Below are 25,077 nucleotides of genomic sequence, written 5' to 3'. Positions count from 1 at the left end.
AGGGATCACGCACCGCGGCGCAGCCGCCGTCCGCCCACTCGGCCGAGGAGGGAGACCGATGTCACGCAAGGTCGTCCGGTTGACCGTCGACCACCTCGCCGCGCTCGACGCGCCGACGCGCGAGTGCCTGTCCTGGGAGCTCGACCCGGTGCGGCGCGCGCGGGTGCCCGCGCACGAGCGTGCCGCCGAGAAGGAGGCGTGGCTCTCGGAGGTGCTCCGGGAGTGGGGCTCGTGCGGCCGGGTGGTCCTCGTCGACGACCGGCCGGTCGGGTACGTCGTCTACGTGCCGGCCGCCCTCGCGCCCGGCGCCTCGGCGCTGCCGACCTCGCCGGCCTCTCCGGACGCGGTGCTGATGACGACGGCGTACGTGCTGCCGCAGCACCGCGGCGGCGGTCTCGGCCGGATGCTCGTGCAGGGGATGGCCCGCGACCTCATCGAGCGCGGCGGCTTCCGCGCGGTCGAGGCCTTCGGCGACAGCCGGGACGGAGCGCGCGGCCACGGACACCTGGAGTGCCCGGACCTGTGCGTCCTGCCGGCGGGGTTCTTGGGCGGGGTGGGCTTCAAGACCCAGCGCGCGCACGGGACGACGCCGCGGCTGCGCATGGACCTGAAGTCGGCGCTCAGCTGGCGCGACGAGCTCGAGCTCGCGCTGGAGCGGCTGCGCGGAGTGGTGGCCCGTCCCGCCCGGCCGGCGCGGCCGGTGTCCCGGGGCTGAATCGGTGGTCGAGCTCGTCGAGACCGAGGCTCAGGTCGGCTTCCGCCTCACCGGGTCTCGACGCGCCCGTCGCGGGCTCGCAGGCTCACCCGCGGGGCTTGCTCAACCTCGGTCAGCCCACGCCCTGACCTGGTGCCTCGGTCAGGGCTGTTGAACCGAGATGAACTCGGAGAGCTCGTTGAGCAGCGCGGCCTTGGGGCGGGCGCCCACGATGGACCGGACGACCTCGCCGTTGTGGTAGACGTTCAGCGTCGGGATGCCGGCGACGCGGTAGGTCGACGGCGTCACGGGGTTCTCGTCGACGTTCATCTTCACGAAGGTGATCTTGTCGCCGTGCTGGGACGCGATCTCGTCGAGGATCGGGGAGACCTGGCGGCACGGGCCGCACCACTCAGCCCAGAAGTCCACGAGGACGGGCTTGTCGGACTTGAGGACCTGCGCCTCGAAGTCGGCGTCGGTCACGGCGGGGATGTTCGCCACGGTTCTCCCTTTCGGTACGGGTCGGCCAGGTGTGGCCATGGGCGTTGTGCGTCGTTCGATTCAACACCAGCCCACCCCCGGATGTTCCCTCGCTCGGGCGCTGCAGGGGGCTGGGACCGGACTCAGTTGGCTCAGATGATGTCGGCGTCGGCCATCTCGCGCACGGTCGCGTCGGCGTCGCCGGCGCTCGAGGCGTGGTGGTCGAGAACGGCGAGGTAGCGCTCGGCGTCGAGCGCCGCGGCGCAGCCCGTGCCGGCCGCGGTGACCGCCTGCCGGTAGTGGTGGTCGACCAGGTCGCCGGCCGCGAAGACGCCGGGCAGGTTGGTGTGGGTCGAGGGGTGCCGCACCAGCACGTAGCCCTCGTCGTCGAGGTCCACCTGACCGGTCAGCAGCTCCGAGCGCGGGTCGTGGCCGATCGCGATGAAGAGGCCGGTGACCTCGAGCGGGCGGGTCTCGCCGGTGACGGTGTCGCGCAGCGTGACGGACTCGACCCGGTCCTCGCCGTTGATCTCGGCGATCTCGGAGTTCCAGACCATCTCCAGCTTGGGGTCGGCGAACGCGCGCTCCTGCATGATCTTCGACGCGCGCAGCTCGTCGCGGCGGTGGATGAGGTAGACCTTCGAGCCGAAACGGGTCAGGAACGTCGCCTCCTCGACCGCCGAGTCACCGCCGCCCACGACCGCGATCGCCTGCTCGCGGAAGAAGAACCCGTCGCAGGTCGCGCACCAGGAGACGCCGCGACCGGACAGCTCGTCCTCGCGGGCGATCCCGAGCTTGCGGTAGCCCGAGCCCATGGCCAGGATCACCGACCGCGCCCGGTAGGTGTCGGTGCCGGTCTTGACGACCTTGACGTCGCCGGTGAGGTCGACCTCGGTGACGTCGTCGGGGATCAGCTCGGCGCCGAAGCGCTCAGCCTGGGCGCGCATCTCGTCCATCAGCGCGGGGCCCATGATCCCGTCCTTGAAGCCGGGGAAGTTCTCGACCTCGGTGGTGTTCATCAGCGCACCGCCCGCAGTGACCGACCCTTCGAAGACCAGTGGCTTGAGCGAGGCCCGGGCGGCGTAGAGCGCCGCGGTGTAGCCCGAGGGCCCCGACCCGATCACGATGACGTCGCGTACGTCGGTGCTGGTGGTCTCGCTCATGCTGCTGCTTACTCCTGCGGATCGGGTCGTACGACGGGGTGCCGGCGTACTCGTGATGCTTCAAGGATTTCAACCGATCGTAGGCCAGGGATGTTCCGCGCCCCGCGTGCCGACTGCTCCTCGACCGTCACCAGAGCAGCGTCGCGAGGCCCCGGCGGCGGCTCCGCGGCCACGGGCGCGCCGACCGCACACGTGTACACCGCCGCGGGCACGTACGCCGTGACGGTCACGGCCACCGACGCGGCCGGCAACACGTCGAGCAACACGTCGACGTCGACCCGGCAGGTCACGGTCGTCGCACCCGGGGCACCCCCGCCCCCACCCTCGCCTCCCGCCGCGGACACCGCTGCGCCGGTGCTGCGCGGGGTGAGGCTGACACCGAAGCGACTGCCCACCGGTCAGCGAGCGCGCCTGAAGGTCAGCAGCATCGAGGTGGCCCGGCAGCGGGAAGTACCGCGTCCGGCTCGTCGCGACCGATGCGGCCGGCAACGCCTCGGCCGTCGCGACGATCAGGCTCCGGGTCGACCGAGGCTGACCTGGGCGGGTCCGGTCAGCTGCGTCTGCGTCGGCGGTAGGCGCGGGCCGCGAGGCGGTCGTTGCAATAGCTGCAGCAGTACTTCCTGGTGCCCGCGCGGGTGCGGTCGACGAAGACGCAGCGGCATGGGTCGCTCCCGCAGACGCCGAGGCGGCCGGTGCCGTGCGTGGCGACGAACGCTGCCAGCGCCGCGGGGAGCCGCGCCTCCAGGGCGGCGATTCCCTGCCGACCCAGCCCCACCCGCAGGCTCGCGGGCCCGTCGCCGGACGCGACGAGCAGCGGGACGGCCCGCGCCCTCTCGAGCAGCGGGTTGAGCACGGCGGCGGCCTGGGCGTCGTCGTCGGTCTCGAAGACGTGACGGAGGGCGTCGCGGAGCCTGCGCAGCCGGGGGAGGTCGCGTGCGGTGAGCTCGCCGGCCAGACCGTCGTGTCGCGCGCTCTCGAGGGCGTGGGTCAGCCAGGTGAGGTCGCGGAGCCTGTCCGCCGGATCCTCCAGGAGGTCGAGGGTGTTGACGAGCAGCAGGGCGAGCTCGACGTCGGACGCAGGGGACGACGGGTCGGCGAGCCAGTCGCTGGGGAACCCCGCTGGACCCACAGGCATCCGGACCTCCTTCGATCACGATTCGGCGTCAGTTGCTCCAGGGCCTATGCTACCGACGCCGACAGCGTCAGTCTCATGAGGTCTCTAACAACTGACGCTTCATGGCATGGAGGTACGTGGTGATCGGACGTGTCGCGCTGACGGCGATCTCGACAGGTGTGGTGGTGGGCATGGTGGCGGTGGGGACGTCGACGGCGACGGGGGCTGCCCAGACAGCCCAGACGGCCCAGACAGCCCAGACAGCCCAGACGGCCCAGGCGGGTGCTGCCGGGCGAGCGGAGGCACCCAAGGCCTCGGGTCGGGTGGTCGTCGAGGACGTCGCGATCCCCGTGCCCGGCCAGGAGCCGGTGCAGGCGTACGTCGTCCGCCCGGGCGGGACCCTCAAGAAGCAGTCGGCGCCGGGTGTGCTGTGGCTGCACTGGCTGGGCGAGATCAACAACGATCGCAGCGAGTACCTCCCCGAGGCGGTCACCCTCGCCCAAGAGGGCGTGGTCTCCGTGCTCCCTCTCGGCTACTTCCCGTGGGTCCCGAATCCCGACGGCACGGCCGGAGACGTGGCCCTGGTGGAGGACCAGGTCGAGGCGTTCCGCAGCGCCCTCGACCACCTGGCCGGCCTCCGCTCGGTGGACGTGGAGCGCATCGCCCTGGTCGGTCACGACTACGGCGCGATGTACGGCGCGCTGCTCGCCGACGGCGACGAGCGCATCTCGAGCATGGTGCTGCAGGCACCGGACGCGCAGATGGGCAACTGGTTCGCACAGTTCTGGCTGGGCCTCCAAGGTCAGGAGCGCGAGGACTACCTCGACCGCTTCGCGGGGCTGGACCCCGTCGACCACACCGCCCGGCTGGGCGGTGACGTGCTCTTCCAGTGGGCGGGCAAGGACGTCTTCATCGGCGCCGACGTGCGCGCCGCGTACGCATCCTCGAGCCCGCAGGCCCAGGTGATTCTGTACGACAACCAGGACCACGAGTTCCGGGACGTGGCGCGGGTCGCCCGCCTGGCCTTCCTGCGCGATCGGCTCGGCCTCTGACTCGGCCTCTGACTCGGTCCCCGTCGCGGTTCCTCAGGCGCCTGGCACCTCGGCCGAGCGCACGGGTACGCCGCCGGGGCAGACGTAGAGCGTGACGAGCTGGCGACCTGCGTCGGCGGCGGGCTCGAAGACCAGGTAGCCGGGCTGCTCGCCGGACTGGGTGACGTAGCGCACCAGCACCACCTGCTCGGCGGCGGCAGGGACGTCACCGCACGCGACGACACGGGCGTCCAGAGGGGCGGTGCTCTCGGTGACCGCCTGCGAGCGCGCGGCCACCGCGTCCTCGCGGAAGGTGGACTCCTCGACGAGGGCGTAGGCCGACAGGTCGGCCGCTGCGGGAGGGCTCGACGGCGGCTCCCCGGCGCTGCCGCCGGCGCTCCCTGAGTCGTTCTCCTCGGCGTTCCCGGACTCGGAGAACTCCCGGTCGCTGCTCGACTGCGGCTCGTCGTTGGCCGAGGTCGCGGCGTCGCCGCCGCTGTCGCTGCCGCCACCGACGACCAGGTCGAGGTTGGGGGCCGCCACCCCGACCACCACGACGGCCGCAGCGGCGACCAGGGCGGTGGTCCAGCGCTTGCGGCGCCGACGGTCCGCGATCTCGTCGACGCGGGAGGCCTCGCGGCTCGAGGACTCGCGACGCTCGTCCACCAGGCGGGCGACCGCGGCGTCGAGGCGGGCCGCGACCTCGGCCGGGATCGGCGCGTCATGACGCACCTCGGCGAGCAGGCGGCGTACGCGCTCCTGCTCAGGGTCCAGCTCCGGGTCGGCAGCCTCGATCGGGTCGTGCTCGTCGCTCATCTCGCCACCTCCTCCCTGGTCGTCGTCGTGGGCCTGCTGATGCGTCTGCTCATGGGTGCGCCGTCATGGCGACGCCGGCGGTCCTCTCGGCGGGTCCTGGGATGGGACGGGTCGGCCCGCGGGGCGGTTCCCGAGACCTGCGTCACCCGGCCCCGACGTGGTGCCGCCCGTCGGGTCCGCGTCGAGCGCCGCCAGCCGGTCGGTCAGCAGCCCCGCCAGGCGTGCCCGCCCGCGCGAGCACCGCGACTTCACCGTGCCGACCGCGCAGTCGAGCATCTGCGCGACGTCGGCCATGGCGTACCCCTCCATGTCCACGAGCACGAGCGCCGCACGCTGCTCCTCGGGGAGGGTCTGCAGGGCGGCGAGGACCGTACGCCGCCGCTCGTCGGCCACGCTCAGCTCGGCCGGGTCGAGGGAGGCTGCCGTGGCGGTGCGCAGCGACCCGCGGGACTCGCGCTCGTCGAGGTCGTCGGGCAGCGGGTCCGCAGCGCGGACCTTGGCCGCGCGCAGCCGGTCCAGGCAGGCGTTGACGACCACGCGGTGCAGCCAGGTGGTCACCGCCGCGTCGCCCCGGAAGGAACCAGCCCGCCGGAAGGCGGCGATCAAGCCGTCCTGCAGACCGTCGGCGGCGTCCTCGGGGTTGCCCATGGTGCGCAGCGCCACCGCCCACAACCGGTCGCGGTGCCGCCCGAAGAGCACCCCGAAGGCCTCGGGGTCGCCGTCGACGTGCGCCCGCAACAGCTCGAGGTCGGAGGTGTCGGCCGAGTGCGAGGGCGTCATCAGCTCGCCGCCGCGCGGACCACGACCTCGGCGACCTCACCTCGGAAACCATCGTCCACGGCCGGCAGCTGGGTCAGCCACACCACGACGAACTGCCCGCTCGCCTCCACCTGCGCGTCCAGCTCGGTGCCCTCGACCAGCTCGTCGACGACCGGCACCAGCCCGGCCACGCCCGTCGGCGCGGTCTCGGTGACGTAGAGCCGGACCCCCGTCGGCTCGCCCGCGAGCGTCACCGTCACCCGGCGTACGTCGCGGACCTCGCCCAGGTCCACCACCACCCCGACCCCGGTCTTCAGCCCGGCCGGGCCGAACTGCTGGGTGTAGGTGCTGGTGCGCCACGTGGTCGCCGGGTCGCCGTCGACGACGTTCGCGACCAGGTCGGGGTTCTCCTCGGGCGTGTCACCCTGGGGATCGAGGTCGGTCGCGGAGGTGCCCTCGACCACCTGGGGCCGGGTGCCGGCGCTCTGGGTCGAGCTCGGCGTGGTCTCCGGCTCCGCCGCGTCCTCGAACTCCAGCGCCGAGCGACCCTGCCCGAGGTTGAACGCGACCACCGTCGCCACCAGCAGCAGGATCCCCGCCGCCACCAGGGCCGCCAGCCGCAGCCAGTTGCGCCCGGGCACGCCGTCGTCGTCCTCGTCGTCGTCGAAGATGCCGATCCCCGAGCCCGTCGTCGACACTCCTGGGTGCGTGCCTGTGGACGTGCGCCCCCCGCCCTCCCAGGGCCAGTAGCTGTCGCTGCTGCCCGTCGGCGCCACTCCCGGCCGCGGCGTGCGCACCGGCCTGCCCTCGGGTGGGTCAGGGGCGAAGAGCGGCCGCTCCGGCTTCTCCTCGAACGGTGGCGGCGGTGGGGGCTTCTCCGACCGGGCCGAGATCCAGGCGACCTCGTCGCGTTCGTCGTCGAAGACGGGCATCCCTGCCTGGGTGGGCTGCTCGGTGCGGTCGAGGGGTTCTGGTGGACCGTCTGAACCCCCCTCCGGGGTGGCGTCTGAAGCCCCCTCCGGGGTGCTGTCGGACACCCCCTCCGGTGCAGGGGGTTCTTCGGCTTCCTGACCGTGGTCAGCTCGCCGAGTCGGCTCTTGCCCGACTTCCCCCGCTAGCGCTCCTTCGTCGACCAAGGTCCCACTCGGTTCTGTCTGGGGTTGCTCGCCGTCGTCGGGCTCAGTCTCGGGTTGCTCCTCGCTTTCGACGGCCTCAGGGTCGACGAAGACGGGGATCGACATGGTGCGTTCGGGTTCGGGCACGACGAGGCCGGTGGGATCTCCGACGAAGTCGGCGAGCGCGTCGGCGATGCCGCGGGCGGTGGCCAGGTCGTAGGGGGAGCGGGCGTGGGTGCCGATGACGACCCCGTTGAGGATCTCGTCGCACAGGTCGTCCAGGAGGCGGGGGACGCCGGCGCGGACCTTGCGCGGGCGCAGGACCCGGCCACCGACCTGGTGCGCGGGAGGTACGGCGGAGCGCGAGACCCCCGCCCAGCGGCCGGTCAGCCCGGCGTACAGCAACGCCCCGAGGTCGGTCACGTCGCTGGAGGTGCGCCCCGGCGGCAGTCCCCACAGGGCGGCCTCGACGGCGAGGCCGATGATCCGGACCGAGCCGTGGTGGTCGACGAGGAGGTTCTCCGGGGCGAGCCGGCCGTGCGCGACGCCGACCTCGTGGGCCGCGGCGCAGACCGCGGCCGCCTCGGCGACGAGGTGCGCGGCCCGGCGCGGCGGCAGCGTTCCGTCGCGGGCGATCATGATGTCGAGCGAGGAGCCGGCCCCCCACTCGTTGACGACGTAGCAGAGCCCGTCGACCCGGTCGGCGTCGAGCACGCGCAGGACACGCCGGTCGTGCACGTTGGCGGACAGCCGCGCCGCCTCGAGCAGCCCCTCGGCCCGCTCGTCGTCGGCGGGGATCACGTGCACGGCGACGTGCCTCGCCAGCACCTGGTCCTCGGCCCGCCAGAAGCGGCCGCCGCGGCTCTCGCCCAGCAGGTCGGCGACGAGGTAGCGCCCGGCGAGGACGTCACCCGCCCGCAGCCGCGGGAGGCCGCTGTCCGGCTCACCCACCCGCTGTCCTCCCTCGCCTCATCCGTCCCACGTCATCGTAGGGCGCTGCGGCGGCGGCGACGGACCAACGGGCCGACCACGGTCTCCAGCACCGTCGACACCTCACGGATGCGCAGCAGCCTGGCCATGCCGAGGAACACCGCGACGTCGGCGGCTACCACCACGGCCAGCAGCACCGTGGCCAGCCACGGACCCGTGCGCTGGTCGGGCCCCTCACCGAGTCCGGCGTGCAGCAGGCTGTTCAGCAGGTACGCCACGGCCGTCGCCACGCCGGTGGCGATCGCCATCCGCACCACGAACCTGACCAGCACGGCCGTGCCGAGGCCGCCGACCAGGCGGCGCAGCAACGCGTACGACGTCACCGACCCAACGGCGTACGCGCAGAGGAACGCGCCCGCGAGCGCCGGCGCGGTGTCCCGGGCGCTCGTCGACCCCACCAGGAGCACGGCGGCGACGATGTTGACGACGGCGATCACGCACTGGATCCAGAAGGCGGTGCGGTTGCGCTCGAGCGCGTAGTAGCCGCGCAGCACCAGGTAGTGCACGGTGAAGAAGGCGAGCGCCGGGCCGAAGATCGCCAGCACGGGGGCGTACAGCTCATAGCTGCGGCTGCCCGCGCCATGCCCGAAGAACGTGTTGGCCAGGTCGGTCGCGACCACCGGAAGGACCGCCGCGAAGGGCACGATCACCGCGAGCGACGTGCGCAGCGTCTCGGCGAGCGCCCCCCCCAGCCCGGCGAGGTCCTGCTCGGCGGCGCGCGCGGAGAGCCGGGGCAGGATCGCGGTGGCCAACGAGACGGTGACGACGGCGTGCGGCACCATCAGGATCAGGTAGGACATCGAGTAGACGGTGATGCCCGAGCCCTGCTGTGGTGCCCCCGCCTGGCAGCCGTCGAGGACACCCTGAGCGGTGCCGCCGTTGGCCAGCCGCACCACGACGGTGTAGGCGATCTGGTTGACGATGACGAACCCGACGGTCCACCCGCCCAGGCGCAGGGTGTGCGCGAGGCCGGTGCCGCGGAAGTCGAAGCGCGGCGCGTAGTGGAAGCCGGCGCGGCGCAGGTAGGGCAGCAGGATCAGCAGCTGCACGGCGATGCCGAGGGTGGAGCCGAGGCCGAGCAGCAGCTCCTGGCCAGAGGTGTACGCCGCGCAGTCGGCGCCTCGGCCGGCCGCCCCGTGGGCCAAGAGGTAGACGCCGAGCGTCACGATCGCGACGAGGTTGTTGGCGATCGGCGCCCACATCATCGGCCCGAACGTGCCGCGCGCGTTGAGGATCTGCCCGACCAGCACGAACATGCCGTAGAAGAAGACCTGCGGCAGGCAGAAGCGGGCGAAGTCGACGACCGACTGCCACTGGGCAGCCAGGGCGGGGTCCGCGTAGTCCGCGCCCACGAAGAGCCGCATCAACCAGGGGGCGGCCACGACGAGGAGCACGGTGACGGCCCCGAGGAAGAGCGCGGCGAGGGTGACGATCCGGTTGGCGTAGGCGTCGCCGCCGTCGGCGTCGTTCTTCATCGAGCGGACCAGCTGGGGCACCAGGACGGCGTTGAAGATGCCCCCGGCCAGCAGGATGTAGAGCATGTTCGGGACGGTGTTGGCCGTCGTGAAGACGTCGGCGTGCAGACCGCTGCCGAGGGCGGCGACGAGCAGCGCCGCGCGGGCGAAGCCGCTCACCCGCGACAGCACCGTCCCTGCCGCCATCACCGCGCTGTTGGTGAGCACCGAGCGCTGCTCGGTGCTGCTCCCGGGGCCGGACTGGGCGTCGGTCATGCGGCCTCGGGTGGTCGGCCGCGGGCGCCCCGCAGACGACGGAAGAGGCGCACCCCGATCGCGCCGAAGAGCAGGCCACCGCCCGCGACGATGACGATCCAGATGATCTGGCTCACCTGGTTGCTGCGGATCGGCAGCTCGGTCGCGGCTCCGGTCGGCGTTCCGTCGACGGTGGAGACGAAGAGCCGCACCGTGTGCGAGCCGCCCTGGGCGGCGGTGGCGCTCAGCCGCAGCCTGGTGGTCTCTCCGGGGGCGAGGGCGACCTCGTCGGGCAGCTCGAGGGTGAGCCCCCCGGTCGCCTCGGCGCCGACGCGGACGACGACGGGCCGGTCGAGCCCGTTGTGCAACCGCGCGGGGAACTGGCCGGTCGCGCTCGACAGGGTGACCGAGACCGGGCTGTCGATGGTGATCCGGCCGAGGGTCGAGCGGATCCAGCCGGCCGACCGGGCCAAGGAGGCCCGCGCCTCGCCGGCCCGGGGACGCTGCCAGTAGGACACGCCGGCGTACGCCTCGCGCCTCACCTCGGACTCGACGTCGGGTCCCTCCGCGAGCACCTGCTGCAAGGTGCTGCCCGTGGTGACCAGCTCGTCGAGCTCGGTGAAGTTGGCGGCGTCGAGCTCGAACTTCTGCTGGAAGACGGGGTAGGCGAGGTCCTCGCTGCTCAGGGGGCGTTCGTCGGCGTCGGCGGCGACCTGGGAGAGCGGGGCCAGGTCGACGAAGTCGGCGTCGAGCCCGCTGAAGAAGTCGGACCCCTCCGAGGTCACCCACGGCGTGGGGATCGTGACGACCAGAGGCTCCCGGTCACCGAGGGCACGCACGGCGGCCTCGGCCAGGATGCGCTGGCGGAAGGCCACCGGTGCGATGCGGTCGTCGGGACCAGGACCACCGGCGACCGCCCCCGCCGAGGAGAGGACGACCTCGTGGCCGTCGACGTCGACCACCGAGGTGGGTCCCCCGGGACGGTTGCCGAGCACCTCGGAGACGGCGTCGGACGTGACCAGCAGGGTCGTGTCCGGCGAGGCGGAGTCGATGGCGTCCGGGTGGAGGTAACCGCTCGGCGAGGCGAGCGCCGGCGCCGCGGGGAGGCCGAGCCCGGCCATCTCGGTGGCCGACAGGGTCTGCGCGTCGACGACGGTCTGCGGGTCCAGGTGGCTCGCGGCCGAGGCGTCGACGTCGCCGTACGGCAGGGCGAGCAGCTCCTTGCCCGACAGGGCCGTCCTGAGGCGGGCCAGCCAGTCCTGACCGGTGACCGCGAGCTGGGCCAGCGTCACGGGGTCCGACGGGTCGACGGGTTCCCCGGTCACCGGGTCGGCGAGCACCGGCGGGCTGGAGAGGCCGTCGGTCGGCGAGGGTGACCCGCTCGGCTCGGCCTCCTCACCCTCGGGTTCGCCCTCCTGATCGGTCGGCGGCGGCAGCCGCTCCGGGTTGCCGGCCACCAGGTCGGTGACCGCGCCGATCACGGCAGGGTCGACCAGCCAGGTCACCGGCCGGTCACCGGCGGCGGCCCCCATCTCGGCGAGCAGGTGCAGCCGGCCTTCCGGTCCGAGGGTGGTGGCCCACTGGTCGATGCGGTCCACCCGCCCGTCGGAGGCGTGCTGCACCCGGTTGCGCAGCTGCATCACCAACGCGGTCGGGACCTGCTTCTTGCCCCGGACCCGCGGGAGGAAGGTGCGCGCCCGTCCGTCGCTGAAGGCGTCGCGTCCCTCGGCGCTGCCGCCGAGTGCGTGCACGCCCAGCCAGTGCACCCCCTCGGTGTCCGGCAGCTGCGAGCGCGGGACGCGGAGGGCATAGGGCGCCACCCCTCCCGGCGGCAGGTCGCCGAGGTCGTCGGAGATCGGCAGGTAGCGCTCGCCGATCACCAGGTCGGGCGGAGCCAGGGCGGCCGCCTCGAGCTCGGCGGTCGTCGTCATCGGGAGGCTGCCGTTGGGCAGCACGGGATAGACCTTGACGTCGATCCAGGTCTCGTCGCTGGTGTTGGTGACCGTGCCGGTGATGGTGACCCGGCCCGACGTCGGGACCACCGACGGGTCGAGGCTGGCGATCGAGACGGCCAGCGGGTCGGTGACCGCGGCGGTGGGTGACCGGGTACCGACCGGAGCTGCGGCCGCTGGGGCGGTGGGACAGGCCACGAGCACCAGGAGAGCGGCGGCCACGGCCGCGACCGGCCCGACCCCCGATCCCGCTACTGCCCTTGATGCCGCCTTCGATGCCGCCTTCGATGCCGCCTTCTGGGCAGGCGGCATCGTCAGGTGACCGGGCACCCCCTGACGATACCGGTGACGACTAGGCTCTCCTGTCGTGCCAGGCCTGCAGATGAGCGAGGTGCAGCGCCGCGTCGCTGCCGAGCTCCAGCGGATCGCCCCGGTGCTCGACCCTCTCGGTGAACGCTTCGCCGCTGCCGGTCACGCGCTCGCGCTCGTCGGCGGGCCGGTGCGCGACGCGATGCTCGGCCGGCTGCAGAACGACCTCGACCTGACGACCTCCGCGCGGCCCGAGGTCACCGAGAAGCTGCTGGCCGGCTGGGCCGAGGCCACCTGGGACATCGGGCGCGCGTTCGGGACCATCGGGGCGCGCAAGGGCGACTGGGTCATCGAGATCACGACGTACCGGTCGGACGCCTACGACCCCGACTCCCGCAAGCCGCAGGTGGCGTACGGCGACTCGCTCGTCGGCGACCTCGGCCGGCGCGACTTCACCATCAACGCGATGGCGGTGTCGATCCCGGGCCAGGTCTTCGAGGACCCCTACGGCGGCATCGCCGACCTCGCGCACCGGCTCATCCGCACGCCCGGCCGTCCGGAGGACTCCTTCTCCGACGACCCGCTGCGGATGATGCGGGCGGCCAGGTTCGCCGCCCAGCTGGGATTCACGGTGGCTCCCGAGGTCGTCGCCGCGATGACCGACATGGCCGAGCGCATCGACATCATCTCGGCCGAGCGGGTGCGAGACGAGCTGGTCAAGCTGGTGTGCGCGCCGTACCCCCGGCTGGGTCTCTCCCTCCTCGTCGAGACCGGGCTGGCCGACCGGGTGCTCCCTGAGCTGCCCGCGCTGCGTCTGGAGCGCGACGAGCACCACCGCCACAAGGACGTCTACGAGCACACCCTCACCGTGCTGGAGCAGGCCATCGAGCTGGAGCCGCGACTCGGGGGACCGGGGCCGGACCTCGTCTCGCGCCTCGCCGCGCTCATGCACGACATCGGCAAGCCGAAGACGCGCAAGTTCGTCGGCGACGGCGCGGTCACCTTCCACCACCACGACGTGGTCGGCGCCAAGCTCACCCGCAAGCGGATGCAGGCGCTGCGCTTCAGCGGCGACCAGATCGACGCGGTGAGCAAGCTCGTCGAGCTGCACCTGCGCTTCCACGGCTACGGCTCGGGGGAGTGGACCGACTCCGCCGTACGCCGCTACGTCCGCGACGCCGGCGACCAGCTGGACCGGCTGCACGTGCTGACTCGCGCCGACTGCACCACCCGCAACGCGCGCAAGGCCGAGCGGTTGCGGCGTACCTACGACGAGCTCGAGGCCCGCATCGACCACCTCGCCGAGCAGGAAGAGCTCGACGCGATGCGGCCCGACCTCGACGGCGAGCAGATCATGTCGATCCTGGGCATCCCGCCCGGACCGGACGTCGGCGCCGCCTACCGCTTCCTCCTCGAGCGGCGCCTCGACCACGGCCCGCTGCCGCCCGAGGACGCCGAGGCGGCACTGCGTGAGTGGTGGGCGGCCCGGGAGGCCGCCGGGGAGTCGGCCCCGGAATCGGCCCCGGAGTCGACCCCGGAGTCGACCCGGTGAGCCCGGCCGCCGACGTGCCGCTGCTCGAGGCGAGCGTGGAGGTGGACACCCCGCCGGCGCGGGTGTGGGAGCTGGTCTCCGACCTGCCCCGGATGGCGTCGTGGAGCCCGATGGTGGTGCGGACGGTCGTCCTGGGTGGCCAGGTGCGACTGGGCACGCACGCGGTCAACCTCAATCGCCGCGGCCTGATGGTCTGGCCGACCCGCTCGACGGTGGTGCGGTTCGAGCCGGAGCGCGAGCTGGCCTTCCGGGTCGCCGAGAACCACATGGTCTGGTCGTTCTCCCTGAACCCTCTGGCGGACGGGACCCGCACCCACGTCGTGCAGCGCCGCGAGCCGGGCGAAGGCATCACCCGGTTGTCCCGCACGTTCATCGGCACCTTCCTGGGCGGCCAGAGCGACTTCACCGACGACCTCCGCGCGGGGATGCGACAGACCCTCGACCGGCTCAAGGCCGAGGCCGAGGCGGTCTAGGGTGCCCGAGCTGCCGGCTTCCTACGTCGTGGTCGGGCCGCCCGCCGCGGGCAAGTCCACGGTGGCCCGGTTGCTCGCCGGATCGGCCGACCGAGGGGTGCACGTGCCCGTCGACGACCTGCGCACCATGGTCGTCTCGGGCCTGGTGCTGCCGAACCCCGACTGGTCGCCCGCGCTCGTCGGGCAGGTGACCGCCGCGCGGCGGGTCGCGCTGGCGGCGCTCGCGTTCTACCGGACCGACGGCTTCCGCGTGGTGATCGACGACTTCGTGGACCCGCCGGGGCTGCGCGAGTACGACGGCGCGATCAGTGGAGGTCTGGCCACCGGCGTCGTGCTGCGCCCGGACCCCGAGGTGGCGGTCGCCCGGGCCCGCCACCGCGAGACGACGCCCGAGGGGGCGGCGTACATCACCGAGGGCGTGCGGCTCGTCTTCTCCGTCCTCGACGACCTGTTGCCGCGGCTGACCTCGATCGGGTGGCAGGTCGTCGACAACACCGACCTCGACCCCGAGCAGACGGCGGCGGCGATCCAGGCGCTGTCCCAGTAGTCAGCCAGGGGTCTCCCCGATGGACCCTGTCGGGGCGGTCGGGCAACATGAGCGTCATGAGAAGCGAGCTGTTCGAGCAGTCCAACCTCGAGGTCCAGAGCCAGGAGCGCTTCGTGCTCCAGAACAGCCAGATGCTGAAGGTGACCGTCGGTCCCGGCCAGGACGTGCTGGCGACCAAGGGCGCGATGGTGGCCTTCCAGGGCCAGGTGCGCTTCGACCACGAGAAGACCGGCAGCTTCGCCAAGCTGGCCAAGAAGATCGTCAGCTCCGAGGACACCAGCCTGATGCGCGTGTCCGGGCAGGGCGAGGTGTTCTTCGCCGACGCCGCCGGCTACGTCTACCTGCTGCACCTCGACAACGAGGGCATCTCGATCAACAGCCGCAACCTGATGGCCTTCGACTCCGCCCTCAGCTGGGACATCAACCGGGTCAAGGGCGCCGGGATGGCCGGCGGCGGCGTCTTCAACACCACCGTCACCGGCTCCGGTCCGGTCGCCATCAACGTCGTCGGCAAACCGGTCGTCCTCGACTGCAGTCAGCAGCCGACGTACGTCGACGTCCAGGCGGCGGTCTGCTGGTCGAGCAGCCTCGTCCCCGGCATCAACAACACCATGAACATGAAGTCGATGCTGCGCGGCGGCTCCGGCGAGGCCTTCCAGTACGCCTTCCACGGTCCCGGCTTCGTCGTCGTCCAGGCCTACGAGTGGACCGGCCAGGCCCAGTCCGGCGGCAGCGGCGGTGGCGGCGGCCTGATCGGCGACCTCTTCAGCTGACCCGGCTGCGGGCTCCCGCGGGCCACCCCACGGGCGACAACTTCCGTGCAATTGCGCGGATGTTGTCGGTTTCGGCGCTGTTCCGCGACCACAACAGCGCAATTGCACGGCTGTTGTCGCGGCCCCGTGGCCGCGCTTCCAGCCCCGTGCGCCTGTGCCTGTGGAGGACGACGGCACGATCGGCAACGACAGTGTCAACGTTTCGGCCGTGGATACTTCGAGGCCCTTCAGGCGGGCGGACGCTGTCGAGGCCGGCCTCAGTCCCCGAGACTTCCGTGGGTCTCGATTCCGGAGGCTGTTCCGCGGCGTCTACATCGACGCGACCAGAAGGCCCGATCGCCACGACCGCATCGCGGCGGGACTCCTGCTGCATCCCGAGGGGGCCAGGGCCAGCCATCTTTCCGCCGCGAGCCTTTACGGGCTTCCGGTCCCCGATCACTCAGATGTCCACATCAGCGTGGTTGACCCCAAGGATCGGCGATGGCAGCCGGGTCTGAAGCCACACGTGTCGCCGCCGGGCCAAGGGATTCGTCAGGTCGACGGCCTCCCTGCCTCCGAGCCGATCCGGATGTTCGTCGAGCTGGCGTCCGTGCTCAATCTCGTCGACCTGGTCGTTGTCGGTGACGCCATGTCGCGCATCCTCGGGTTGCGCGCGGGGGAGCTTCGCGCGAGCCTCATCAAGATTCGGGACTACTGGTCCCCCGCCGCTCGCGCCGCCGCGGTGTTCGTGCGCGACGAGGTGGACTCGCCGATGGAGTCGCGGCTCCGGATGCTGCTGGTGCTCGCTGGCCTCCCGGAGCCTGTCATCAATCTCAAGCTCCGCAACGGTTCCGGCGAGGTGATCCTGCGATTCGAGCTGAGCTACCCTGCGTACAAAGTGGCGGTCGAGTACGAAGGCAGGCAGCACGCCGAGAGCCCCCAGCAATGGGAACGGGACATCGATCGGCGCGAGTTCCTCGACCGCGACGGCTGGAGGATCGTCCTGGTCACGGCACGTGGCATCTACAACGAGCCCTGGCGAACTCTTGACAGAGTCGTGAGCACGTTGCGAGAGCGTGGTGCCAACCTCGCGGTCGTCTCGAACGACTGGCGGCCGTTCTTCCCCGGTCGGCCGTCGATCCGCCCGGCCTGACCCGACCACTCCAGCGCAATTGCGCCGTTGTGGTCGGTTCGGGCCCGAGCGAGCCACGAGCGACAACATCCCCGCAATTGAACGGGAGTTGCCGCCGTGGAGACCTGGCGGCGACAACATCCCAGCAATTGAACGGGAACGGTCACCCACCACGCGCCGAGGCCGCCCCGACCAGATGATCGGGGCGGCCTCGAACGGGATGACTAGCGCAACACGCTCACTCGTCGCCGGCGATGAAGGCCTCGACGCGCGCGCGGCCCTCGTCGTCGGGCAGCTGCACGGGCGGGCTCTTCATGAGGTACGACGACGCGCCGATCAGCGGGCCGGCGATGCCGCGGTCCATGGCGATCTTCACCGCGCGGATCGCGTCGATGATGATGCCGGCCGAGTTGGGGGAGTCCCAGACCTCGAGCTTGTACTCCATGTTGAGCGGCACGTCGCCGAAGGCGCGGCCCTCGAGGCGGACGTAGGCCCACTTGCGGTCGTCGAGCCACTGCACGTAGTCGGACGGGCCGATGTGCACGTTGCGGTCGGAGATCTTGTTGGCCAGCTCGCCCTTGAGGTTGGACGTGACGGCCTGGGTCTTGGAGACCTTCTTGGACTCCAGGCGCTCGCGCTCGAGCATGTTCTTGAAGTCCATGTTGCCGCCGACGTTGAGCTGGTAGGTGCGGTCGAGGGCGACGCCGCGGTCCTCGAACAGCTTGGCCAGCACCCGGTGGGTGATGGTCGCGCCGACCTGGGACTTGATGTCGTCACCGACGATCGGCACACCGGCGGCCTCGAACTTCGCGGCCCACTCGGGGTCGGAGGCGATGAAGACCGGGAGGGCGTTGACGAAGCCGACGCCGGCGTCGATGGCGCACTGGGCGTAGAACTTGTCGGCCTCCTCGGAACCCACCGGCAGGTAGGACACGAGGACGTCGGCCTCGGACTCGCGCAGGGCGCGGACGACGTCGATTGGCTCGGCCGCGGACTCCTCGATGGTCATCCGGTAGTACTTGCCGAGCCCGTCGAGGGTGTGGCCGCGCTGGACCTCGACGCCGAGCGTCGGGACCTCGCAGATCTTGATGGTGTTGTTCTCCGACGCGCCGATGGCCTCGGAGAGGTCCTTGCCGACCTTCTTGTCGTCGACGTCGAACGCCGCGACGAACTCCACGTCGGAGACGTGGTACTCACCGAAGGCGACATGCATGAGGCCGGGCACGACCTCGGACGCGTCGGCGTCGCGGTAGTAGTGGACGCCTTGCACGAGGGAGGCGGCGCAGTTGCCGACGCCGACGATTGCTACTCGTACCGAACCCATCGGGCTCTCCTTCTTCCTTCGGTTTCCTGGATGGTGCTGCTCAGGTCTCTCCGAGACCCGGGGTCTGTCTGTCTCAGCTGTGCTGAGGCGGGGGCGACGGCTGCTGCCCCCGGTCGTGCTCTGCGTTGATCAGGTCGGAGAGCCAGCGCACCTCGCGCTCGACCGACTCGACCCCGTGCCGCTGCAGCTCTGCGGAGTAGCGGTCGACCTCGGCCTGGGTGAGCTGGAGCTCCTTCTGCACCCGTGTCAGCCGCTCCTGGAGGCGGCTGCGACGGCCCTCGAGGACGCGCAGCCGGATCTCCATGTCGGTGCGCCCGAAGAACGCGAACCGGATGTCGAAGTTGTCGTCCTCCCACGCGGTCGGGCCGACCTCTGACATGAGGCGCTCGAACTCGCCGTGACCGGCCTCGGTGACGGCGTACACGATCCGCGGGCGGTTGGTGATGGTGAGCTCACCGGGCGACTCCTCGATGAAGGTCGCGCGCAGGAGCTTCTTCAGCGTGGGGTAGAGGGAGCCGTAGGACAGCACCCGGCTCCACCCGAGCATGAGGTTGAGCCGCTTGCGCAGCTCGTAGCCGTGCATCGGTCCCTCGTGCAGCAGTCCGAGGACTGCCAGCTCGATGGTCTCCGCACGTCTTGCCACAGACCTATCGTAGCGATATATCCGCGCGACGGGAACTCGCGATGGGTCGGGCGTGAGGAAACACTCACCGACGGGGAATCCGACCCTCTGGCCGCACCCCCGTACTCTGGTCGGGCGCCGTGGGTACTACATGGTCCAGCGGCTCGATCACCTCCCCGTGCACACACCCCTGAGCACACCCCCGAGCACACACAGAACGAACGACGGAGCAGTTGCGTGGCCCCTCAGAGCAAGCGCCGAGCCGCCGGTCCGGCGGTCAAGCGGAAGCCCCCGCGTCCCAAGGGCCGCGCCGCCACCAAGCGCCGCCTCAAGCGGGTCGGGATCGTCCTCCTCCTGGTCGGGCTCCTCTTCGGCCTGCTCGGCGTCGGTGCCTTCGTGGTCGCGTACAACGCCGTCGACATCCCCGACCCCAACGAGGACTTCGAGGCGCAGACCTCGAAGATCTACTACGCCGACGGCAAGACCGAGCTCGGCGAGTTCGCCACCCAGGACCGTGAGTCGATCCCGCTCGACGAGATGCCGCAGACCCTCAAGGACGCCGTCGTCGCCGCGGAGAACCAGTCGTTCTGGACCGACCGCGGCATCGACCCCAAGGGCATCCTGCGCGCGGCCTTCAGCAACGCCAGGGGCAACTCGACGCAGGGCGCGTCCACGATCACCCAGCAGTACGTCAAGATCCTCTACCTCTCCCAGGAGCGCAGCTGGCAGCGCAAGGCACGCGAGGCGATCCTGTCGCTCAAGCTGCAGCGCAAGCTGACCAAGGAGCAGGTGCTCGAGGGCTACCTCAACACCATCTACTTCGGCCGGGGGGCGTACGGCGTCCAGGCGGCCGCCCAGGCGTACTTCGACAAGCCGGCCGCCGACCTCAACCTCCGCGAGTCCGCGGTCCTGGCGAGCGTGCTCAACGACCCCAACGACCTCGACCCGACCAACGGCAAGGAGGCGAAGGCCGAGCTGAAGAGCCGCTACGACTACGTCCTGTCCTCGATGGCGGACATGGGCACGGCCACCGCCGAGGAGGCCGAGAAGGCGCAGAAGCGGCTGCCGAAGTTCCCGAAGATCGAGGCGACCAGCCAGTACGGCGGCCAGAAGGGCCACATGCTCAAGCTGATCCGCGACGAGCTGCTGCGCCTGGGCTACTCCGAGGAGGACATCGACGGCGGCGGGCTGCGGGTGACCACGACGTTCACGCCCGAGGCGATGGCAGCCGCCCAGGAGGGCCAGGCCGCGCAGCGCCCTGAGGGCATGGACGGCGGCCAGCTGCACGTCGCGGTCGCGACCGTCGAGGTCGGCACCGGTGCGCTGCTCGGGTTCTACGGCGGCCAGGACTACCTCGACTCCCAGATCAACTGGGCCGTGGCCGGCGGAATGGCGGGCTCAACCTTCAAGGCGTTCGCGGACGCCGCGGCCATCAAGGACGGCTTCTCGCTCAGGGACACCTTCGACGGCAACTCGCCGATGGTGCTGCCCGACGGCACCGACTTCGAGAACCAGGGCAACACCTCCTACGGCACCGTCAGCATGATCGAGGCGACCGCCGACTCCATCAACACCGCGTTCATCGACATGACCAACTCGATGGAGGACGGTCCGCAGAAGATCGTCGACACCGCCAACGACCTCGGCATCCCCGGAAACGAGCCCGGCAAGTACGGCATCCCCACCAAGTCGATCGACCTCCAGGCCAACCTCGGTGTCGCGCTGGGCTCGGTGCAGGTGAGCCCGATCAACATGGCCAACTCCTACGCCACGCTCGCCAACGAGGGCTCCCGCGCCGACGTGCACGTCATCGAGAAGGTCGTCACCAACGCCGGCGAGACCGACTACACCTACAAGCGGGCCGACAAGGACGTCCTCGACCCCGACATCGCCGCCGACGTCTGCTACGCGCTCCAGCAGGTCGTCGAGACCGGCTCCGGCAGCGCCGCCCTCGAGCTCGACCGCCCGGTCGCCGGCAAGACCGGCACCGCCACCAACGACAAGGGCGAGGTGTCCTCGTCGTGGTTCGTCGGCACGACGCCGCAGATCTCGACCGCGGTGATGTACGTGCGCGGCAAGGGTCGCGAGCAGCTCGAGGGCTTCCTGCCGGAGTTCTTCGGCGGCTCCTACCCCGCCCGCACCTGGACCGACGTGATGGGCCGCGTGATGGAGGGGATGGAGGTCGAGGAGTTCCCGGAGCCGGTGTACGTCGACGGGGACAACGAGCCGGAGGAGGGTCACGAGCCCTACACGCCGCCGCCCTCGCCGACCCGGAAGCCCTCGCCGACCAAGAAGCCCTCGGACACCCCCTCGACGATCCTGCCGAGTGACGACCCGAGCACGCCGACCGATGGGCCGACCCCGTCGGTGCCGACGCCGACGCCGTCGGTGCCGGAGCCGAGCCCGTCGGCGCCACCGCCCAGCCCCTCGGCGCCGCCGCCGCCGCCGAGCTCGTCGGCGCCCGCGCCTTCGCAGTCAGCGCCCGCCCAGCCGACCGCCTCGGCGAGCGGCGAGCCCACCGGGGCTCCCGTCCAGGTGTCCTCGGCGTACTACAGCCGGGAGCCCGCCGCGCCGGTCACTCCCCGCGCCGACTGGTGACCGTAGGGTCGCGGCATGATCGGACGTCCGGGCGCTGACCGCCGGGTCCACCCCACGGTCGACGACCCGGTCGTCACCCTCGTCAGCGAGTCGGTCGGCGGCCCCATGGGTTGCCACGCGGCCCGGCACCCGTGGTGGACGCCGGTGCGCGTCCTGCTCCTGCTCACCGCCTGCTGCTTCGCGCTTGGCATGGTCCAGAAGAACGACTGCTTCCAAGAGGGCTGGACGACGGGCGAGACCCGCTACAGCGCCATGTGCTACTCCGACCTGCCCTATCTCTACACCGGCCGGGGCATGGTCGAGCTGGCCTGGCCGTTCACCGACGACCCGCAGGTGCGCAACCGCTTCTCGGTGATGGAGTACCCCGTCGGCATCTCCTACTGGACCTACGGGACGGCGTACGTCACCCACTGGCTGGCCGGGTCCCCGGACCTCGAGCCGCGCTACGCCCAGGATCCCGGCACGCTCTTCGGCCAGCCCGACATCCAGCGGGAGATCAAGCTCTTCTTCGTCGTCAACGCGGTCGGGTTCGCACTGCTGGCGCTGCTGACGACGTGGTTCCTGACACGGGTGAACCGCGACCGGCCCTGGGACGCGGCGATGTTCGCGTTGTCCCCGACGCTCGCCCTGGCCGGGCTGGTCAACTGGGACATGCTCGCCGTGGCGGCGGTCGCCGGGGCGCTCTGGGCCTGGCAGCGCGGCAGTCCCGTCCTGACCGGCCTGCTGATCGGCCTCGGGGTGGCGATCAAGCTCTATCCGCTGTTCCTGCTGGGCGGCCTGCTGCTGATCTGCATCCGACGGCGGTGGTTCGCGGCGTACGTCACGGTCCTGAGCTCGGCCGTGATCGCCTGGGTGCTGACCAACATCCCGGCGTACCTCACCGGTCCCGACCAGTGGAAGCTCTTCTGGACCTTCAACTCCGACCGCACCGCCGACCTCGGGTCGGTCTGGCTGGTGATCGCGCAGGCGCGTGACGTGGCCTTCACCTCCGACACGATCAACGGCTGGTCCCTGTGGATCTTCGTGGCGTGGTGCCTCGGCGTCGCGGCGCTGGCGATGGCCGCGCCGGCGACGCCGCGTCTGGCGCAGTTGGCCTTCCTGATCGTCGCGGGCTTCCTGATCGTCAACAAGGTCTACTCGCCGCAGTACGTGCTGTGGCTGCTGCCGCTGGCGGCGCTGGCCCGCCCGCGGTGGCGCGACCAGCTGGTGTGGCAGGCGAGCGAGGTCTTCTACTTCATGTCGGTGTGGTGGTACCTCGGCAACGACCTCAAGCCCGCGGCCGGCGACGACGCCGGCGCCTACTGGGTCGCGATCGTGGTGCGCGTCCTCGGTGAGCTCTACCTCGTCACCCTCGTCGCCCGCGACGTCCTGCGGCCGACGCACGACCCGGTGCGCGAGCCCCGGCGGGTCCCCTACCGGTGGTCGAGCAGCGAGCGCACACCGGGTGGTCGAGCAGCGAGCGCACGCCAGTGGTCGAGCAGCGAGCGCACGCCGGTGGTCGAGCAGCGAGCGCACGCCGGTGGTCGAGCAGCGAGCGAAGCGAGCGGATAGTCGAGACCCCCCTGCGGAGACGGCCTAGCTGACCTCGACCCCGTCGAAGGCCGTCGCGGTGTAGCGCACCCGCACGTCCACCTCGTCGCCGACGTCAGGCACCCGCGCGCCGGAGGGCAGGAACAGCATCGAGGCCTGCATGTGTGGCGGCTCGGCGAAGAGTCGCTGCTTGCCGTCGACGGTGAAGGGCGACCGCACGAAGCCGACGGCGTCCAGGCCGCCGCGCACGAAGGTGGCCGCCCGGCCCTTGACGGAGGCGTCACCGAGCGGCGCCTCGAGGCCGATGCCGTGGGCGGTGCCACCGCTGACGACGAGCAGGTGGCCGGCCCGGGGGACGGTGCGGCCGCGGTAGCCGAACACGTCGCCACGGTCGACGGCGTGCACGTCGAGCACGGTGGCGGTGGCCCGCAGGGCCGTGCGGTCGCCGAGCCAGAGGTCGGTGCCGATGCGGGGACGGAAGGTGAAGTCGGGGTACGCCGCGCGCAGCCGGCCGAGCTCGTCGCCGGTGAGGTGGCTGACCCAGACGACCGTGCCGGCCGGCCGGGGCAACCCGGCGGAGACGACGTCGGTGAGCAGCCGCTCGACCTCGGGCAGGTGCGACCCGGCGGCGAGGGGGAGGTGCAGCGCGACGCCTTCGAGGCGGTGCGGGCCGTCGCGACCCGCGAGCTCCTGGCCGGCGGAGCGGAGCTCGGCCGCGGACATCCCGTGCCGCAGCATGCTGGTGGTCCGCTCGAGCACGAACCGCGCCTGCGGCTCCCGCGCGAGCAGCGCGCCCAGGTCCTCGAGCCGGCTGACGGTGTGGATCACCCGCGAGGAGATCGCGGCGTCGACGCCCTCGGCGTCGCCGTGCGGCCGCCAGGGGGTCAGCACGAGCAGGTCGCCGTCGAAGCGGTGCGCGACGCTGTCGAGCTCGTCGTAGATGCCGACAGCGAGCGTGTCGACGCCGAGCCACGCAGCCTTGCGGGCGAGCCGGCCGACGGTGAAGCCGTAACCGTTGCCCTTCGCCACCGGGACCAGCCCGGGCTCGCCGGCCGCGACCTGCCGCAGGTGCGCGCGCCAGCGGTCGCCGTCGACGCGGAGGACCAGACTCATGCGGGGCTCACCTGGGACTCACCGGCGTTCCATGTAGAGCATGAACGCCTTGTAGAGCGGGCGGTTGAGCGGCAGGTCCCACTCGCCGGCGTACGCCACCGCCTGGCCGCCGGTGCCGACCTTGAACTGGAGGAGCCCGACGTGCGGGTCGTCGGCGTCGAGGGTGTCGGTGATGCCGCGCAGGTCGTAGACCTCGGCGCCCGCGGCCAGCGCGTCCTGGATCATCGCCCACTGGATCGCGTTGGAACCACGGACGTCGCGCTTCTCGGTGGAGGAGGCGCCGTAGGAATACCACGCATGCGTGCCGACCCGCACCGCGATCGTCGCGGCCACCAGGTCGCCCTCGTGGTGGGCCAGCCAGAGCCTGATCCGGCCGGGGTCCTCGGACCCGAGCGCGTCGAGCATCGTCTTGAAGTACGCCAGCCCGCGCGGGGTGAAGCCGTCGCGCTGCGCGGTCAGGACGTAGAGCTCGTGGAACGCCTCGAGGTCCCCGGTCGCGTCGCCGGCGTCGCTGGTCGAGCTTGTCGAGACCACCACCCCGCTCTTGGCGGCCTTCTTGATGTTGCGCCGCCACTGCTGGTTCATGCCGGCGAGGACCTGCTCCTCGGTCAGCGGCTTGCCGTCGTCGTCGACCAGCGGCAGGTGGAAGTTGTAGCGCGGCTGACCGGCCGCGAACCCCCCGTCGGCCCCCTGCTCGCGCCAGCCGAGCTCGCGCAACTGGGAGACCACGGCGGCTCCGGTGACGTCGCGCTCGGCCGGGGCGAGGTCGGTCAGGCGGCGTACGCCGGCATCGGCGATGCCCTCCTTGAGCTGGGCAGCGCTCCACCGCGCCGTCACCACCGGCGGCCCGATCCGCACCGCGAAGGCGCCCTCGCTCTTGGCGTGCGTGGCGAGCGCGTCGAGCCACGGCGCGAGGTCGGCGACGTCCCAGTCGAGGACGGGACCCTCGGGGAGGTAGGCCAGGCAGCGCTTCGTGCGGGGCAGGTGGCGGTAGAGGACCAGCGCCACGCCGGCCAGGCGCTGGTCGTCGGGTGGGCCGTCGAAGAAGCCGACGGACTGGCGCCGCCACTCGGCCTTCACCCGGCCCCAGGCCGGGGTCTGCAGGAAGCTCGCTGAGCTGCGTCCCCGTAGGAACGCGAGGTGCTCGGCCTCGGTCACGGGACGCACGATGATCACCCGAGCGACGTTACCGGTGCCGGTGGCGTCGACGCGCAACAGGGAAGGGACCCGAACGCTCCCCTGTGCCGTTCGAGTCCCTGCTGGGCGAGAGTTTGGCAGGGTCTGGCGCTCGCGTCCTCTTCT

The 25,077-nt window shown here is 71.7% G+C and carries 21 protein-coding genes and 1 pseudogene; 10 read left to right on the top strand and 12 right to left on the bottom strand.

The window, feature by feature from the left end; all coding sequences use genetic code 11:
• Positions 1-58: 58 nt before the first annotated feature.
• Entirely contained in the window at positions 59-715 is a 657-nt protein-coding gene (locus ABD295_RS20980; RefSeq protein ID WP_344305800.1) for a GNAT family N-acetyltransferase, read from the top strand.
• 141 nt (positions 716-856) lie between these two features.
• Here the strand turns inward: ABD295_RS20980 and trxA are convergent, their stop codons facing one another.
• Together trxA and trxB are read right to left on the bottom strand one after the other, a co-directional pair.
• Positions 857-1,195, bottom strand: coding sequence for a thioredoxin (gene trxA, locus ABD295_RS20975; RefSeq protein ID WP_344305799.1), 339 nt, complete (start codon positions 1,193-1,195; stop codon positions 857-859).
• A 131-nt stretch (positions 1,196-1,326) separates the two neighbouring features.
• Positions 1,327-2,337 carry a thioredoxin-disulfide reductase gene (trxB, locus tag ABD295_RS20970; protein WP_344305798.1) on the bottom strand — a complete coding sequence of 337 codons (1,011 nt, stop codon included), beginning with the start codon at positions 2,335-2,337 and terminating at the stop codon, positions 1,327-1,329.
• A 90-nt stretch (positions 2,338-2,427) separates the two neighbouring features.
• Between trxB and ABD295_RS20965 the strand changes: the two are divergent.
• Positions 2,428-2,565 (top strand): annotated as a pseudogene (locus ABD295_RS20965) (hypothetical protein); the annotation flags it as partial.
• Positions 2,566-2,887: 322 nt separating this feature from the next.
• On the opposite strand, the gene ABD295_RS20960 reads toward ABD295_RS20965, so the two are convergent.
• Positions 2,888-3,472: an ABATE domain-containing protein gene (locus ABD295_RS20960; RefSeq protein WP_344305797.1), complete on the bottom strand. Its 585-nt coding sequence runs from the start codon at positions 3,470-3,472 to the stop codon at positions 2,888-2,890.
• A 116-nt stretch (positions 3,473-3,588) separates the two neighbouring features.
• On the opposite strand from ABD295_RS20960, the gene ABD295_RS20955 reads away from it, so the two are divergent.
• Positions 3,589-4,503, top strand: a complete 915-nt coding sequence (locus ABD295_RS20955) for an alpha/beta hydrolase family protein (RefSeq protein ID WP_344305796.1) — start codon at positions 3,589-3,591, stop codon at positions 4,501-4,503.
• A 33-nt stretch (positions 4,504-4,536) separates the two neighbouring features.
• On the opposite strand, the gene ABD295_RS20950 is transcribed toward ABD295_RS20955, so the two are convergent.
• The 5 genes from ABD295_RS20950 to ABD295_RS20930 form a co-directional block, all read right to left on the bottom strand.
• Positions 4,537-5,298 carry a hypothetical protein gene (locus tag ABD295_RS20950; RefSeq protein ID WP_344305795.1) on the bottom strand — a complete coding sequence of 254 codons (762 nt, stop codon included), beginning with the start codon at positions 5,296-5,298 and terminating at the stop codon, positions 4,537-4,539.
• A gap of 63 nt (positions 5,299-5,361) precedes the next feature.
• The gene (gene sigM, locus ABD295_RS20945) at positions 5,362-6,078 is read right to left on the bottom strand and encodes an RNA polymerase sigma factor SigM (protein ID WP_344305794.1); all 717 of its coding nucleotides are present in this window, start codon (positions 6,076-6,078) and stop codon (positions 5,362-5,364) included.
• Positions 6,078-8,123 carry a protein kinase family protein gene (locus ABD295_RS20940; RefSeq protein WP_344305793.1) on the bottom strand — a complete coding sequence of 682 codons (2,046 nt, stop codon included), beginning with the start codon at positions 8,121-8,123 and terminating at the stop codon, positions 6,078-6,080. The genes sigM and ABD295_RS20940 overlap by 1 nt, the downstream gene beginning before the upstream one ends.
• Positions 8,124-8,155: 32 nt before the next feature.
• A complete protein-coding gene (gene murJ / locus ABD295_RS20935; protein ID WP_344305792.1) occupies positions 8,156-9,892 on the bottom strand; it encodes a murein biosynthesis integral membrane protein MurJ in 1,737 nt (578 codons plus the stop codon).
• Entirely contained in the window at positions 9,889-12,153 is a 2,265-nt protein-coding gene (locus tag ABD295_RS20930; RefSeq protein ID WP_344305791.1) for a DUF6049 family protein, read from the bottom strand. The genes murJ and ABD295_RS20930 overlap by 4 nt, the downstream gene beginning before the upstream one ends.
• 52 nt (positions 12,154-12,205) lie before the next feature.
• Between ABD295_RS20930 and ABD295_RS20925 the strand changes: the two genes are divergently transcribed.
• The 5 genes from ABD295_RS20925 to ABD295_RS20905 all read left to right on the top strand — a co-directional run bounded on the left by ABD295_RS20925 (position 12,206) and on the right by ABD295_RS20905 (position 16,609).
• Positions 12,206-13,684, top strand: coding sequence for a CCA tRNA nucleotidyltransferase (locus ABD295_RS20925; protein ID WP_344305821.1), 1,479 nt, complete (start codon positions 12,206-12,208; stop codon positions 13,682-13,684).
• Positions 13,681-14,157, top strand: coding sequence for an SRPBCC family protein (locus ABD295_RS20920; RefSeq protein ID WP_344305790.1), 477 nt, complete (start codon positions 13,681-13,683; stop codon positions 14,155-14,157). Before ABD295_RS20925 ends, ABD295_RS20920 begins: the two co-directional genes overlap by 4 nt.
• A gap of 1 nt (position 14,158) precedes the next feature.
• Entirely contained in the window at positions 14,159-14,704 is a 546-nt protein-coding gene (locus tag ABD295_RS20915) for an AAA family ATPase (RefSeq protein ID WP_344305789.1), read from the top strand.
• 56 nt (positions 14,705-14,760) lie between these two features.
• A complete protein-coding gene (locus ABD295_RS20910) occupies positions 14,761-15,477 on the top strand; it encodes an AIM24 family protein (RefSeq protein ID WP_344305788.1) in 717 nt (238 codons plus the stop codon).
• A 160-nt stretch (positions 15,478-15,637) separates the two neighbouring features.
• Positions 15,638-16,609 (top strand): hypothetical protein, encoded by a 972-nt coding sequence (locus ABD295_RS20905; protein ID WP_344305787.1) that lies wholly within the window; start codon positions 15,638-15,640, stop codon positions 16,607-16,609.
• 217 nt (positions 16,610-16,826) lie between these two features.
• Here the strand turns inward: ABD295_RS20905 and ABD295_RS20900 are convergent, their stop codons facing one another.
• Complete coding sequence (locus tag ABD295_RS20900) at positions 16,827-17,912, bottom strand: inositol-3-phosphate synthase (RefSeq protein WP_344305786.1); 1,086 nt, start codon at positions 17,910-17,912, stop codon at positions 16,827-16,829.
• Between the two features lie 73 nt (positions 17,913-17,985).
• Positions 17,986-18,555: a PadR family transcriptional regulator gene (locus ABD295_RS20895; RefSeq protein WP_344305785.1), complete on the bottom strand. Its 570-nt coding sequence runs from the start codon at positions 18,553-18,555 to the stop codon at positions 17,986-17,988.
• Positions 18,556-18,771: 216 nt separating this feature from the next.
• On the opposite strand from ABD295_RS20895, the gene ABD295_RS20890 reads away from it, so the two are divergent.
• Positions 18,772-21,132 carry a transglycosylase domain-containing protein gene (locus ABD295_RS20890; protein WP_344305784.1) on the top strand — a complete coding sequence of 787 codons (2,361 nt, stop codon included), beginning with the start codon at positions 18,772-18,774 and terminating at the stop codon, positions 21,130-21,132.
• Positions 21,133-21,147: 15 nt separating this feature from the next.
• Positions 21,148-22,683 carry a glycosyltransferase family 87 protein gene (locus tag ABD295_RS20885; RefSeq protein ID WP_344305783.1) on the top strand — a complete coding sequence of 512 codons (1,536 nt, stop codon included), beginning with the start codon at positions 21,148-21,150 and terminating at the stop codon, positions 22,681-22,683.
• Between the two features lie 24 nt (positions 22,684-22,707).
• Here the strand turns inward: ABD295_RS20885 and ABD295_RS20880 are convergent, their stop codons facing one another.
• Together ABD295_RS20880 and ABD295_RS20875 are read right to left on the bottom strand one after the other, a co-directional pair.
• Positions 22,708-23,775 (bottom strand): alanine racemase, encoded by a 1,068-nt coding sequence (locus tag ABD295_RS20880; protein WP_344305782.1) that lies wholly within the window; start codon positions 23,773-23,775, stop codon positions 22,708-22,710.
• An 18-nt stretch (positions 23,776-23,793) separates the two neighbouring features.
• The gene (locus tag ABD295_RS20875; protein WP_344305781.1) at positions 23,794-24,951 is read right to left on the bottom strand and encodes a lipid II:glycine glycyltransferase FemX; all 1,158 of its coding nucleotides are present in this window, start codon (positions 24,949-24,951) and stop codon (positions 23,794-23,796) included.
• Positions 24,952-25,077 lie beyond the last annotated feature (126 nt).

Source organism: Nocardioides bigeumensis (assembly GCF_039531755.1).
In the GTDB taxonomy this organism is placed as follows: Bacteria; Actinomycetota; Actinomycetes; order Propionibacteriales; family Nocardioidaceae; genus Nocardioides; species Nocardioides bigeumensis.
This window is presented reverse-complemented; position numbering and strand designations above follow the sequence as displayed.

What these genes read in the sequence shown, in the direction of transcription:
- ABD295_RS20980 (WP_344305800.1), top strand. Translation starts at nt 59, where the DNA reads ATGTCACGCAAGGTCGTCCGGTTGACCGTCGACCACCTCGCCGCGCTC.
- ABD295_RS20880 (WP_344305782.1), bottom strand. Translation starts at nt 23,775, where the DNA reads ATGAGTCTGGTCCTCCGCGTCGACGGCGACCGCTGGCGCGCGCACCTG.
- ABD295_RS20950 (WP_344305795.1), bottom strand. Translation starts at nt 5,298, where the DNA reads ATGAGCGACGAGCACGACCCGATCGAGGCTGCCGACCCGGAGCTGGAC.
- ABD295_RS20885 (WP_344305783.1), top strand. Translation starts at nt 21,148, where the DNA reads ATGATCGGACGTCCGGGCGCTGACCGCCGGGTCCACCCCACGGTCGAC.
- murJ (WP_344305792.1), bottom strand. Translation starts at nt 9,892, where the DNA reads ATGACCGACGCCCAGTCCGGCCCCGGGAGCAGCACCGAGCAGCGCTCG.
- ABD295_RS20900 (WP_344305786.1), bottom strand. Translation starts at nt 17,912, where the DNA reads ATGGGTTCGGTACGAGTAGCAATCGTCGGCGTCGGCAACTGCGCCGCC.
- ABD295_RS20925 (WP_344305821.1), top strand. Translation starts at nt 12,206, where the DNA reads ATGAGCGAGGTGCAGCGCCGCGTCGCTGCCGAGCTCCAGCGGATCGCC.
- ABD295_RS20910 (WP_344305788.1), top strand. Translation starts at nt 14,761, where the DNA reads ATGAGAAGCGAGCTGTTCGAGCAGTCCAACCTCGAGGTCCAGAGCCAG.
- sigM (WP_344305794.1), bottom strand. Translation starts at nt 6,078, where the DNA reads ATGACGCCCTCGCACTCGGCCGACACCTCCGACCTCGAGCTGTTGCGG.
- trxB (WP_344305798.1), bottom strand. Translation starts at nt 2,337, where the DNA reads ATGAGCGAGACCACCAGCACCGACGTACGCGACGTCATCGTGATCGGG.
- ABD295_RS20960 (WP_344305797.1), bottom strand. Translation starts at nt 3,472, where the DNA reads ATGCCTGTGGGTCCAGCGGGGTTCCCCAGCGACTGGCTCGCCGACCCG.